Source organism: Herbaspirillum sp. NPDC101397 (genome assembly GCF_044767325.1).
GTDB lineage: Bacteria > Pseudomonadota > Gammaproteobacteria > Burkholderiales > Burkholderiaceae_D > Herbaspirillum.
In genome coordinates, this window is the sequence record NZ_JBIWNS010000010.1 from 14961 (window position 1) to 27942 (window position 12982).

14 protein-coding genes are annotated in these 12982 nt (G+C 62.3%); 6 read left to right on the forward strand and 8 right to left on the reverse strand.

Going from position 1 to position 12982, the window contains the following annotated elements; translation table 11 throughout:
* The first annotated feature begins 71 nt into the window (after positions 1–71).
* Entirely contained in the window at positions 72–1010 is a 939-nt protein-coding gene (locus ACIROW_RS21780) for a LysR family transcriptional regulator (RefSeq protein WP_402278807.1), read from the forward strand.
* A gap of 8 nt (positions 1011–1018) precedes the next feature.
* On the opposite strand, the gene dapA is transcribed toward ACIROW_RS21780, so the two are convergent.
* The 5 genes from dapA to infA form a co-directional block, all read right to left on the reverse strand.
* Positions 1019–1888 (reverse strand): 4-hydroxy-tetrahydrodipicolinate synthase, encoded by an 870-nt coding sequence (gene dapA / locus ACIROW_RS21785; RefSeq protein ID WP_402278809.1) that lies wholly within the window; start codon positions 1886–1888, stop codon positions 1019–1021.
* Positions 1889–2213: 325 nt separating this feature from the next.
* A complete protein-coding gene (locus ACIROW_RS21790) occupies positions 2214–2900 on the reverse strand; it encodes an HD domain-containing protein (protein ID WP_402278811.1) in 687 nt (228 codons plus the stop codon).
* A gap of 218 nt (positions 2901–3118) precedes the next feature.
* Entirely contained in the window at positions 3119–3331 is a 213-nt protein-coding gene (locus ACIROW_RS21795; protein ID WP_016836527.1) for a cold-shock protein, read from the reverse strand.
* A gap of 230 nt (positions 3332–3561) precedes the next feature.
* A complete protein-coding gene (locus ACIROW_RS21800; protein ID WP_402278813.1) occupies positions 3562–3873 on the reverse strand; it encodes a hypothetical protein in 312 nt (103 codons plus the stop codon).
* A 25-nt stretch (positions 3874–3898) separates the two neighbouring features.
* A complete protein-coding gene (gene infA, locus ACIROW_RS21805) occupies positions 3899–4162 on the reverse strand; it encodes a translation initiation factor IF-1 (RefSeq protein WP_007881321.1) in 264 nt (87 codons plus the stop codon).
* Between the two features lie 473 nt (positions 4163–4635).
* On the opposite strand from infA, the gene ACIROW_RS21810 reads away from it, so the two are divergent.
* Positions 4636–4890: a hypothetical protein gene (locus tag ACIROW_RS21810; RefSeq protein WP_402278816.1), complete on the forward strand. Its 255-nt coding sequence runs from the start codon at positions 4636–4638 to the stop codon at positions 4888–4890.
* Between the two features lie 239 nt (positions 4891–5129).
* Positions 5130–7814 (forward strand): DbpA RNA binding domain-containing protein, encoded by a 2685-nt coding sequence (locus tag ACIROW_RS21815; RefSeq protein ID WP_402278818.1) that lies wholly within the window; start codon positions 5130–5132, stop codon positions 7812–7814.
* A gap of 79 nt (positions 7815–7893) precedes the next feature.
* On the opposite strand, the gene ACIROW_RS21820 is transcribed toward ACIROW_RS21815, so the two are convergent.
* The 3 genes from ACIROW_RS21820 to ACIROW_RS21830 all read right to left on the reverse strand — a co-directional run bounded on the left by ACIROW_RS21820 (position 7894) and on the right by ACIROW_RS21830 (position 10745).
* The gene (locus ACIROW_RS21820; protein ID WP_402278820.1) at positions 7894–9198 is read right to left on the reverse strand and encodes an LLM class flavin-dependent oxidoreductase; all 1305 of its coding nucleotides are present in this window, start codon (positions 9196–9198) and stop codon (positions 7894–7896) included.
* Between the two features lie 9 nt (positions 9199–9207).
* Positions 9208–10191, reverse strand: a complete 984-nt coding sequence (locus ACIROW_RS21825; RefSeq protein ID WP_402278822.1) for a sulfonate ABC transporter substrate-binding protein — start codon at positions 10189–10191, stop codon at positions 9208–9210.
* Positions 10192–10313: 122 nt separating this feature from the next.
* On the reverse strand, positions 10314–10745 hold the full coding sequence (locus tag ACIROW_RS21830; RefSeq protein ID WP_402278824.1) for a hypothetical protein: 432 nt from the start codon (positions 10743–10745) through the stop codon (positions 10314–10316).
* Positions 10746–10887: 142 nt separating this feature from the next.
* Between ACIROW_RS21830 and ACIROW_RS21835 the strand changes: the two genes are divergently transcribed.
* From ACIROW_RS21835 to ACIROW_RS21845, 3 genes are all read left to right on the forward strand, one after another.
* A complete protein-coding gene (locus ACIROW_RS21835; RefSeq protein ID WP_402278825.1) occupies positions 10888–11229 on the forward strand; it encodes a zinc ribbon domain-containing protein YjdM in 342 nt (113 codons plus the stop codon).
* A 25-nt stretch (positions 11230–11254) separates the two neighbouring features.
* The gene (locus ACIROW_RS21840; protein ID WP_402278827.1) at positions 11255–12301 is read left to right on the forward strand and encodes an oxidoreductase; all 1047 of its coding nucleotides are present in this window, start codon (positions 11255–11257) and stop codon (positions 12299–12301) included.
* Between the two features lie 76 nt (positions 12302–12377).
* Positions 12378–12923: a chlorite dismutase family protein gene (locus ACIROW_RS21845; protein ID WP_402278829.1), complete on the forward strand. Its 546-nt coding sequence runs from the start codon at positions 12378–12380 to the stop codon at positions 12921–12923.
* Positions 12924–12982: the final 59 nt, after the last annotated feature.

The following is a 12982-nucleotide window of genomic DNA, read 5'->3' on the forward strand; positions in this document are numbered from 1 at the left end:
GGAGGCCAGTATAGGTAGCGGCAAACTATGCGACAATTGAATTATTATCATAAACAATATGCGAGATTGTTTTGAACACGCGAGACCTGCAAGCCTACGTCGCCGTCATTGAAACCGGCTCCATCGTCGCCGCCGCCACGCGATTGCATCTGACGCAGCCGGGCATCACGCGCCGTGTCCAAAGCCTGGAAAGCATGCTTGGCGTCGAGCTGCTGGATCGCCAGTCCAAGCCGCTCAAGCCGACGTCGGCTGGACGCGATGTCTACGAAATGGGGCGCCGCGTGCTGGCTTCAGTCGACGACATGATCGATCGCGTGTCGCCGCATGCCGATGCCATCGGTGAACTTCGCCTGGGCGTGCCGCCGTTTTTGTCGGAGGCCGCATTGACCACGCCGCTCGATTGCCTGCGCACCGAATTCCCGAAGCTGAGCGTGCGCGTGACCGCTGCCTGGTCGCCCGGCCTGATGGACATGCTGGAGAAAAACATGATCGATGCCGCCGCCATCATCGTGCCCGACGGCGTACCGCCGCCGGAGCGTTTCCAGGTTCACAAGCTGGGTCGCGAGCCGGCTCTGGTGGTGGCAGGTAAGTCGCTGAAGCTGCCGCGCGGCGAACTCACGCTGACCGAACTGGCGCAGCATTCATGGGTGCTCAATCAGGATGGTTGCGGTTTGCGCAGCGCGATCCGGCTGGCCGTCGAAGCGCGCCACCAACCGTTCACGGTAGCGGTGGAAGCCTTCGGCGCCGAGCTGCAATTGTCGCTGGTGGCGCGCGGCGTTGGCATCGGCATCACCACGCCGAGTGCGCTCAAGCGCAGTGCGTTCCGCAAACAGATCCGCGTGCTGGCGGTGCCCGAGTTCGACAACGGCATGGGCGTCTGGCTGGTGCACGCACCGGGTTTGGCCAGCGGCCGTCTGGCGGCACCGCTGCTGCGCTTTCGCAGCAGCCTGGCCGACATCCTGCGCGAGCAGGGCATCGCCAGCGGCGCCGCCGTGACGGGCTTGCCTTAGCTGCATGCTTACAGGCAACCGAGCCGCGACAGCTCGCGGTGCAAGCGCTCATGCAGCTCCGGTGAGCTGGCTTGCATGGGGGCACGCAATTCATCGCGCAGCATGCCCATCATCGCCAGCGCGGTCTTGATCACGGCCGGATTCGGCTCGGCGAACAACAGGCGGATCAGTGGCAGCAATTCATAGAATTGTTCGCGCGCTTCGACCAGACGCTGCGCCTGCACCAACCGCGCCACACGCACGAACAGGTCGGGACGAATGTGCGCCGCCGCCGTGATCGCACCGCTGCCGCCGAGACACAGTGTGGTGAAAATCTGTTCGTCTTCTCCCGCCAGAATTTGCAAACCGCCATGCGCGATCAGGTCCATGGTGGCCGCTGCGCTGCCGCCGCAATCCTTCACGGCGACGATGCGTTCATGGCCGGCGAGCGCGAGGATGGTGGCGGCGTCGATGTTGATGCCGCTGCGGTACGGGATGTTATAGACGATCACCGGCGCCTCGGCGGCATCGGCCATGGCCAGGTAAAACGCGCGCAAGCCTTCCTGCGAGGGGCGGATGTAATACGGCGCCGGAATCAGCAATCCCGCGACCGGGCGCTGCTGGATTTTCTGCATCTTCTCCAGCATCGCCACCTGCCGATTGCCGGCCAGACCCATCGCCACCGGACAGCCGGGCACCGCATCGAGGATGGCATCGAGCACCGCCAGTTGTTCAGCATCGTCGAGCGCAGCCGCTTCTGCGGTGGAGCCGCAGGCGACCAGGCCGGATACGCCGGCGTCGAACATGCTGCGCGCCAGCGCCTGCAAAGCGGGGAAATCGATCTTGCCGTCGTGGAAGGGCGTGACCAGGGGAATCCAGATACCGTCGAAAGAACGCATTGCTGCTCTCCATAAAATTTACTGCATTACAGACCGTGAATGTCTGTCGGCAGGTTGCAAGGAGAGAAGTAGCGAGGGGAACGTGTCCGGTCTGCGTTGGCCATCCTGTCAGCCCACCTGACAGGACAGCGCGCCCCGGTCAGATGAGCGACTGTTTCTTTTGTTTACCGGCCGCGACGGTGCGTGCACGCGCTCGCGCAGCCAGGGCATACAGGCTGAGCGACAACAGGCAGGACAGGGCGGCGATGAACATGAAGGATGAAGGCAAAGTAAAACGATGAATTGATGCGATGGATTAATTCTAGCAGCATTCCAAAAATTGGTTTCAGGCGCTTTCCCATTCTGCCAGAAAGCGGGTGCGGAAGTCGCGCAGCCATTGCACGCGTTGTTCGCCGAGGCGGCGTCCGGCGTCGGTTTGCATCGTCGCCGGCAGGGTTTCCAGTTTGCAGGCGATGTGGTCGAGCGCATAGCGGCGATCATCCAGCGCGCGATGGGTGGCGCGCGCATCGTCGGCATGCGCCAGCAGGCTACCCATGCGGCCTGCGGTGTAGAACATGCGCGCCAGTCCGACCGCGCCGAGCGCGTCGAGACGATCGGCGTCCTGTACGATCTGTGCTTCGATGGTGGTCGGGGCAATGCCGGCGGAAAAACTGTGCGCTTCGATGGCGTGTGCGACCGCGTCGAGTTGGCCCGCCGGGAAATCAAGTTGCTGCAAGTGCCGGCGCGCAAGCTGCGCTGCCTGGCGCGAGGCGAGATGGCGTTGCGGATCATCCTTGGGCAGATTGACCAGATCGTGCAGATAACAGGCGGCTTGCACCACCAGCGCATTGGCGGCCGGGTACTCGTCGAGCAAAATGCGTGCGGCCTGCCAGACGCGATGCAGATGGTTGATGTCGTGCGCACCGTCGTCGGCGTCGCTGATTGCGCCAGCCAGCGCAGTCAGTCGCTCAGACCAGTCTTGCCGGGAATTTTTTGGGAGATCTTGCAGGGGATTTTGTGAAGCAGGGTGCATGGGCGTCGCCGGAGAAAATCGCGGAACTGCGATGATAGCCGAAGCATGCCGGGTCCAAATGCAACAAAGCCCGCCGTAGCGAGCTTTGTCATTCCGCAGAAACTGCGGTGCCGGGGATTTTTCCATCAGCGACCCATGCTATCTGCGTGGTGCCGCCGGTTTGTCGATCCCGGACTTGGATGTCGTGAAGACCTTGGCCTTCACGTCAGATCAAGCGATTAGATCGCTTTGATATTGGTAGCTTTTTCGCCCTTAGGACCAGTACCGCGCTCGAACGAGACGCGCTGGTTTTCGGCCAGGCTCTTGAAACCGTTCGATTGGATGTCCTGGAAATGCGCGAACAGATCGTCGCCGCCTTGATCAGGCGTGATGAAACCGAAACCCTTGGCATCGTTGAACCACTTGACCGTACCTGTTTGACTTGTAGACATGTTATTACTTCCTTGAAAAAAATGAGGGACAACGCCCGAAGCGCACCCGAGACCAAGAAAGATGTAACCGAAGAGAGTCCGACAGAGGAGGCTCGCAAGCGAGCTCAAGAGAAGAGACCAACAATAACGACGACTTGATGTAAGTGCAAATTTAAATATACAGGTAAACCTGAAGATTACCTAAACATATCGAGATTTAATTCGCGATACGTCCGGGAGCGCTGCAGCGTTCAGCGAAACCCGTAGGTCGGCGCCGGCGTGCGCTGCTGCAGTTGGACGATGGCACGTTGCAGGCGTTCTTCGATGCGCTTGGTGCGTGACGCATTGCCGGACGAGGTCAATTCCAGATCCGGAAAATACACGCGCACGGATTTGGCCGCCGTGATCAGATCGAGCCGATGCGCATGTTCATGCGTGAGGTCGGCACCGATATCCCAGACGCACTCGACCAGCTCGACTTCCAGCGCAGCCGCCAACGCGACCGCCTTGGCGGAAATCGCCGCAGCGCCATTGCTGCGCTCTAGAGGTGTTGCGGTCGGCATCGCAATCTCGTTACGGATCGAGATATCAGTAGCGACGACGTTGCTGTCCGCCGCCGACCGGTCCGCGCTTTTCCAGATGACGGAAAGTGATGCGGCCTTTGCTCAGGTCGTAAGGAGACAGTTCCAGAGTGACTTTGTCGCCGGCCAGGATGCGGATATGGTTCTGACGCATCTTGCCGGAGGTGTAGGCGATCAGTCGATGGCCGTTTTCCAGGTTCACGCGGAAGCGCGAATCGGGCAGGACTTCTTCGACGAGGCCGTTCATTTCAAGTAGTTCTTCTTTAGCCATGGTGGTTTCCAAATAAGGCGACCGGCAGGCGGCAGCTCGCAAGAGGCTGCAACAACATCCGCCGAAGATCGCAGAAAAAAGAGGCCGGTTACCGCCTGAGCGGACCAGTGCGTTTTGCTTTTCGCCCCGGGAGCAGCGCCGCGTGCACGTGCAGACATGCGGAGAGACTTGGCGCCGGATGCACAATGTCGCCGGCGGCAGGACTGCTACAGGACGGGCCGCGTGCCGGAAAACAAGTGAAACGAAAGGCTGGCGCGGCCGGAAAGAGTGGAGACTGGCGCGCTTGGAGATGATATTGCGGGCCGGTCCGAAAAAGGGCGAAACCGCCCAACGAGCCTCTATTATACATTGTCTGCAGTGAACCCCGCCAATCCCTTCGGAAGCCGCGCCAGCCCGGCGTGATCGCCGATTTTGATTGCTATTCGCCGGACTTACGCGCACTATAGGTCGATAGTCCGATTAAAGGAAAAGCCATGTCGCAGTCTGTTACCGAAGTGAAATTGACCAACGCCGGCGTGATTTTTTCTGTATGCGTGGAGTTCGTCGACCGCGAGTGCTTCATCTCCAATGAAGCGCTGATCAAACTGGCCTCGCAGATGTTCAACGCAATCGGACCGATGCGCACCTTCCGCGAACTGGAAGCCAACATTACCGGCGTTGCACGCCGCCTGGTGCATGCCGGCGTGCAAGGCTCGCCACTGCAGCTGACACCGAACACCTTCCAGTAAATTTATCCCGGCGGGCGGTTTTGCCGTCCGATGTTCGCCCGGCTTTCCGTTTCTTGTCGCCGGGAATTGTTTGTCTTCCGGGCAACATCTTCCCCTGCCGTCGGCCCAGAAAGCGCCCATTTTCCGCTGCCGGCGTACGCGCGGCTGCAACTTAACATCGCCCAGCGCGTCACAAGCGGGTAAACTGCATCCCCATGCGGCCGCGCCCTGCGGTCCCAAAAAAGAACCAGTGAGTCCTCATGTCCGAAGCCCCCCTTCCCTTGTTTTCCGACCTCAATCTCAGTGAACCGCTGTTGCGCGTACTGAAAGAGCTCGGTTACGAATCGCCGTCGCCGATCCAGGCCGCGACCATCCCCATCCTGCTCAGCAACCGCGACGTGCTGGGCCAGGCCCAGACCGGCACCGGCAAGACCGCCGCGTTTGCGCTGCCGATCCTGTCGCGCATCGACATCCGCCAGACTGCGCCGCAGGCGCTGGTGCTGGCGCCGACGCGCGAACTGGCGATCCAGGTGGCCGAAGCCTTCCAGCGCTACGCCACCCACATCCCGGGTTTCCACGTGTTGCCGATTTACGGTGGCCAGAGCTACGGCCCGCAGCTGAGCGCTTTGCGCCGCGGCGTGCACGTCGTGGTCGGCACCCCCGGCCGCGTGATCGACCATCTGGACAAGGGCTCGCTCGACCTGTCGCAACTGAAGACCATGGTGCTCGACGAAGCCGATGAAATGCTGCGCATGGGTTTCATCGACGACGTCGAATCGATCCTGCAAAAGACCCCGGCCTCACGCCAGACCACGCTGTTCTCGGCCACCATGCCGTCGGCCATCAAGCGCATCGCCCAGACCTACCTGCGCGATCCGGCCGAAGTCACCATCGCCGCCAAGACCGGCACCGCCGAAAACATCCGCCAGCGTTACTGGCTGGTCAGCGGCATGCACAAGCTCGACGCGTTGACGCGCATCCTGGAAGTCGAACCGTTCGACGGTCTGATCATTTTTGCGCGCACCAAGCTCGGCACCGAAGAGCTCGCCGGCAAACTGAAGGCGAGGGGGTTTGCCGCCGCCGCCATCAACGGCGACATCCAGCAGCAGCAGCGCGAGCGCACCATCCAGCAACTGAAGGACGGCCAGATCGATATCCTGATCGCCACCGACGTCGCCGCACGCGGCCTGGACGTCGAGCGCATCAGCCACGTCATCAACTACGACGTGCCTTACGATCCGGAAAGCTACACCCACCGCATCGGCCGCACCGGCCGCGCCGGTCGCAGCGGCGAAGCCATCCTGTTCATCACTCCGCGCGAAAAGAACCTGCTCAAGAGCATTGAGCGTTCGACCCGCCAGCCGATCACGCAAATGAACCTGCCGAGCGTGCAGGCCGTCAACGACGTGCGTGTGGCGCGCTTCAAGGAGCTGATTGGTGAAACGCTGGCCGCCGGCGATCTCGACGTGTTCCGCTCGTTGATCGAAGACTACGAACGCGAGGAGAACGTCACAGCCGTCGACATCGCCGCTGCGCTGGCCAAGATGGCCCGCGGCGACGTGCCGCTGCTGCTCGACAAGAACCAGCGCGAGCCGGAGTTCGTGCGCAGCGACGACCGTGCACCGCGCGAACGTCCTGATCGTTCGCCGCGTGCAGAGCGTGGCGACCGTCCTGAGCGCGGTGACCGCAATGACCGCAGCGAACGTCCAGGCTACGCTCCCAAGGAGCGCATCGTCCGCGCCGCCGATCCCGGGATGCAGACCTTCCGCATTGAAGTCGGCCATCAGCACGGCGTCAAGCCGGGCAACATCGTCGGCGCCATCGCCAACGAAGCCGGCATGGATTCCAAGCATATCGGCCGCATCGAAATCTATGACGACTACAGCGTCCTCGATCTGCCGGACGACATGCCGCCGGACCTGATCGATCACCTGAAGTCGGTACGGGTAGCCGGCCAGCAATTGCAGATCAGCCGTGACGGCGGCGTTGCAGGCGCCGCACCGCGTGCGGAGCGCAGCGAGCGCAAGGAACGTCCTGAGCGTGTCGAACGTGCCGAGCGTACTGAACGTCCGGAGCGCACCGAGCGTGCCCGTCCGACCAAGGCCGATTTCGCCGCCCACACGACACAGACCTATCGTATCGAAGTCGGCCATGAACACGGCGTCAAGCCCGGCAACATCGTCGGCGCCATCGCCAACGAAGCCGGCATGGACGCCAAACATATCGGCCGCATCGAAATCTTCGACGACCACAGCGTGCTCGACCTGCCGGGCGACATGCCCGACGACTTGCTGCAGCACCTGAAGAAGGTCTGGGTCGCCGGCCAGCAACTCAAGATCAGCATCACCGACGAACGTCCGCCGATGCTGCGCGCCGAACGCGGCCCACGTGTTGAACGTGGCGATCGTCCGGAGCGCAGCGAGCATGGCAACCGTCACGAACGCGCCGAGTCCGCTCCTGCTCGTGCTTCCGGTTCGGGTCCTGTTGAAGAGCCGCGCAAGACCAAGGGCAAGGAAAAAGGCAAGCCCGAGTTCCAGATGCAGACTTTCCGCATCGAGATCGGTCGCGCCCATGCAGCGACGCCGGCGAGCATCGTCAACGCCATCGCCACCGAAGCCGGACTCGAAGCCAAGCACATCGGCCGCATCGACATCCACGACGACCACAGCACATTGGACCTGCCTGCCGGCATGCCCAAGCCATTGCTGCATCAGTTGAAAGTGGTGGAGATCGACGGTCGCAAGATGAACATCAGCATCATCGGCACCGGCACCGAGCATCACGACAAGACCCCGGCAAAAAACGCTACGCCGCCCAAGGTCAACAGCAGCGCGCGTGCCGGTCGTCCCGGCGACAAACGCTCGGACAAGCGTGACAGCCGTGGCCCGGACACCCGCGTGTCTGGCCAGGCCAAACCGCATCGCAAGGGCGGCAAGTCTGAGTAACTTGCAATAATTGGCATGATGAAATGGAAACGGCGCGAAGTGATTCGCGCCGTTTTTTCATTGATGCCGCAACCGGTCTTCAGCGCAGATAACTGCGCAAGGTATCGCCCTCGTAATCCAGCCGGAATTGTCCGCGCCGCTGCAGCTCCGGCACTACCAGATCGACGAAGTCGTCAAAACCTTCCGGCAAATGCGCAGGCGTGATCACGAAACCGTCCGCGCCTTGCTGCGCCACGATGTGTTCCATCCAGTCGGCCACGTCTGCAGCGGTGCCCGCCACCTGCGGCACCAGCACGCCGCTCGCGTACAGCCTGCCGATGTCGGCCAGCGTGAGACGGCCTTCGCTGGACAATTCCTTCACCAGTCCGAACAGGCCCTGCATGCCGGCCACCTGGATATCGTCGATCGGCGCGTCCAGCGCGTGCGCCGAAAAATCCACGTTCATGTGGCTCGACAAGGTCGACAGGCCGACGATAGGATCGACCATCGCATTGTGCTGCGTGCGCTTGTCTTCGGCCTCCGCTTTGCTCGCGCCGACAAAGGGCATGAGCGCGGTCAGCACCTTGATGTCGGCAGGCTTGCGGCCGAATTTTCCGGTGCGGCTTTTGAGGTCCTGGTAGAAGCGCTGCATGCGCGCCAGGTCGGGCTGGATGCCGAACACTACTTCAGCCCAGCGCGCCGCAAAATCCTGGCCGCGATGCGATGAACCGGCCTGGATGATGACCGGTCCTCCCTGCGGCGAGGCCGGGATGTTGAGCGGACCGCGCACGTCGAAATGCGTACCGTGGTGATCGATCGCATGGACGTGGTCGGGATCGGCGTAGCGTCCGCTGCCGGCGTCCAGCAACAGCGCCTCCGCATCCCAGCTGTTCCACAACTTGTGCGTGACCTCGAGGAACTCGTCGGCGCGGTCGTAGCGTTCGTCGTGTCCCAGGGTTTCACGCAGGCCGAAGTTGTCGGCCTCGCCCTGGTTCACTGAGGTCACCACATTCCACGCCGCGCGTCCTGCCGACAAATGATCGAGCGTGGAAAATTCGCGCGCCAGGCTGTACGGTTGCGAATAGGTGGTCGAGCGTGTGGCGCCGAGTCCGATATGCGAGGTGACTGCGGCAATCGCACCCAGCACCGGCAGCGGATCCATGCGCGTCGCATCCTGGTCGCCATGCGCCACACCGTAGCGATGGCTGCCACCGAAGCGCGTCGACACCGCCAGCCGGTCGGCGAAGAACAGCAGGTCGAACTTGCCGCGTTCCAGCGTCTGCGCAATGCGCTTGTAATAGTCCAGCGTCAGGAATCCGCCCGGCGTGCTGCGAGGATGGCGCCACAGCACCTGGCTGTGGGCCGCATTGCCGGCGATCAGGAAGGCCGCAAGATGTATCGTCATGACGCGTTCTTACAGCAGGGCTTCGCCGTAAACCTTGTCCTTGACTTGCACCTGATTCTTGATCAGGCCGAGCTTGTAGAAGGCTTCGACGATTTGCTGTTGTTCCTGGATGATGCCCGCGTCGATCGGCACTGTGGTGTAGTTGCGGCGCTCGGTGGCCAGGCGCAGCACCTTGGGATCGACGCCCAGCTGCGGCGCCAGCAGGTCTGCGGTTTCCTGCGGATGGGCCTGGGTCCAGTTGTTGGTCTTCTTCAGTTCGGTGAACAGGATGCGGATGATGTTCTTGTTCTGTTCGACGAACTTCGGCGTGGCCAGATGGAAGGTGCGGTTGTTCGACAAGCCGGTGCCGTCGCGCAGGATGCGCGGGCGCGTCGAGATTTCCTGGCCGGCCAGGAACGGATCCCACAAGCCGGCGGCGTCAACATTGCCCGACTGGAAAGTCGCCCGCACGTCGGCGGCGTTGGACAGATACACCGGCACGATGTCGTTGTAGCTGAGACCGGCTTCTTCGAGTGCCCGCACCAGCAGGTATTGCACGTTCCAGCCGCGACCCAGCGCGACCTTCTTGCCCTTGAGTTCCTTGATCGAACGGATGGTCGAATCCTGCGCGACAAAGATGCCGATGCCTTTCGGATACGGTTGTTCGGCGGCCAGATACACTGCGTTCACGCCGGAGGCGTTGGCGAACACCGACGGCGTGTCGGCCGCGTGGCCGAAGTCGATGGCGTCGGCGTTGAGCGCTTCGGTCAGCTGGGGCCCGGCCGCGAACTCGAACCACTTCACCTTCCAGCCCAGCGGCGCCAGCGCCTTTTCCAGGTTGCCGGTGCCCTTGAGGATATTGAGCGTGTTGAACTTCTGATAGCCGATGCGCAGCGTGCGTTCTTCGGCGGCATTGCCCCAGCCGGCCGCGCCGGCCAGTGCGGCAGCCGCGGCGCCCTGCAATACCAGGCGGCGTTTGTTCGACGTTGTGGATGTGGTGGATGTTGTTGTCATGCCCTGCCCCGGAAAAATTATCAAGGGATCAAGACTAAACAAAGCGACGTTTTAGCAGAAGGAATGCTTTCGATGATGCTTACGCGATTTCTGAATATCTCAGCGCGATGGAAGAACCAGGATCAGGCGCCGCCCAGCAGATCGTGGGCATTGAGGATGGCAAAGGCGATGTCGGGATTGCTTTCCAGGCACTTGCGGATTGCCGCCGGCACCGCCTGGCGGGTTTTCTTGCACAGGCCCGGACGTTCTTCCAGCAGGATCAGGAAGCCGCGCACGGTGCGCACCTCGCGCGGACTCGGCGCAATGCGCAAGACCACGCCGAGTTGTTTGTAGAGCAGGCCGGCGACGTGCTGCAAATCGTCGTAGCTGGAAATCTGCTCGATGCGTTCGAGCAGCCTGCGCTCCTGTTCCTGCGTCAGCATCAGCACGCGCACGTCGGTGTCGGGGTTTGCTGCGGCGCTGTCGAGCAGGCTCTCGCGATCACACACACAGGCGCCCGGAGGACATTCCTTGCGCAAGGTATGGACGGGAATACCGGAAAGCGACTGCAGCATGCCAACTCCTGCTAAAAAGTCATTCAACGACAATGGCTAGTATAGCGGTTGGCGAACATGGTTGGCGTCGATGTGCGGGCGGTATACTGCGCACCTGGCGACACGCATCCGGCGTGTCCGCCGCATCGTCACGAAAGTCATCATGAGCACCTTGCCACCCTGTCCCCAATGCCAGTCCGAATTCACCTACGAAGACGGCGCCCTGTACGTCTGTCCCGAATGCGCCCATGAATGGTCCATCAAGCCGGCCGAAGCCGCGGAAGACAGCAGCAAGGTCTGGCGCGATGCCGCCGGCAACATCCTGCAGGACGGCGACACCGTGACCGTGATCAAGGATCTCAAGCTCAAGGGCGGTGGCGGTGTGGTCAAGATCGGCACCAAGGTCAAGAACATCCGCCTGGTCGAGGGCGACCACGACATTGATTGCAAGATCGACGGTTTCGGCCAGATGGGCCTGAAGACCGAGTTCGTCAAAAAAGTCTGAAGCACACAGAACGAGGAGCGCTTCCATGTCCGGGAAATTGAAACTGGGTTTGATGGGCTACGGCTTCGCCGGCGCCACCTTCCATGCGCCGGTGATCGCCCGCAGCTGGCGCACTGAACTTGCCGTGATCGCCACCTCGCAGGCGGAACGCGCTCGCGCCGATTTCCCCGCAGCCGACATCGTGCCGGATTTCGACGCCTTGATCGCGCGTGACGACATCGCTTGCATCGTCATCGCCACGCCCAACGACACCCATTTCGCGTTAGCGCACCGTGCGCTGGAAGCGGGCAAGCATGTCGTGATCGACAAGCCGGTCACCTTGTCCGCCGCCGACGCGCAAACACTGGCGCGGCTGGCGATGCAGCGCGGCCTGCTGTTCGCGCCGTTCCACAATCGTCGCTGGGATGGCGACTTCATGACGCTGCGCGCACTGATTGCCGACGGCGGGCTCGGCCGCGTGACGCATTTCGAATCGCACTTCGATCGCTTCCGTCCGGTCATTCCAAAACGTTGGCGCGAAGAAGCGGCCCACGGCGGCGGCCTGCTGTTCGATCTGGGCCCGCATCTGATCGATCAGGCGCTGGCCTTGTTCGGCGCGCCGCAGTCGCTGTCGGCCACCGTGCGGCAGCAGCGCGACAACGCGCAGGTGCCGGACTACGTCCATCTGCAATTGCATTACGCCGACAAGGAAGTGGTGCTGCACGCCAGTGCGCTGAGCGCCTTGCCGCCGCCGCGCTTTACCGTGCACGGCACGCGCGGCAGCTACCTGATCAACGGCCTCGACGTGCAGGAAGATCAACTGAAGGCAGGCTTGCGTCCCGGCGACGCCGGCTTCGGCAAGAATCCTGCGGGATGGTTGCGGCAAGTCGACGGCGATCAGGACAGGCAAGGTGAGCACGCCACGCTGGACGGCGACTACGCCGGCTTCTACCGCGCGCTGGCCGACACGCTGCTGGACGGCAAGGCCTTCCCCGTTCCGGCGCAGGATGCGGTCGACGTCATGGCCATCATCGACCTGGCGCTGCGCAGCGATGCCGAAGGCGTGCGTGTGCCGTTCACGCGCCTGACATAGCGATTTGCTTCCCTTGTAAGAAACGCCGTCGCCTCGCGACCAATCTGCCATGAGCAATGCAACAAGGGAGGCGGAAATGAATGAACGCTTGTGGACGTTCGCGGGCGGCGCACAGGGTGCGTGGCGCATCACTGCAATCCACGCCGTCAAAGGCGCGACGCTGCCGCCGGCGACACACCTCGCCATCGCCAACGGCGAATCCGCTGCAGCAAGCACGTGGGCCCTGCAGGGCGTCACCAGCAACGAGCGCTATACCGAACAGGCTGAAAAACAACGCCTGCTTGCCGTTCAGCAAGGCTTGAATCGTCCCGGCTCGACCTGCGCCGCCTTGATTCCCATTCGCAAGAGCGCCGCCTGGTGGGCCCTGACCCAGCAGGAGCGGCGCGACATCCTGGAAGCCCGTTCGCGCCACATCGAAATCGGCCTGCGCTACCTGCCACCCATTGCGCGCCGCCTGCACCATTGCCGCGATCTGGCCGCGGTGCAGCCCTTCGATTTCCTCACCTGGTTCGAGTTTGCCCCGGCCGATGCTGCCGCCTTTGACGAGTTGTTGGCGGCACTGCGCGCCACGCCCGAATGGGACTATGTCGAGCGCGAAGTCGAGGTGCGCGTGGAGCGCTGAACGGACCGTCTTGCATGCTGCTGCGCAGCAGTGTTGCTTTCGCCCAAACTTGTGTTTGC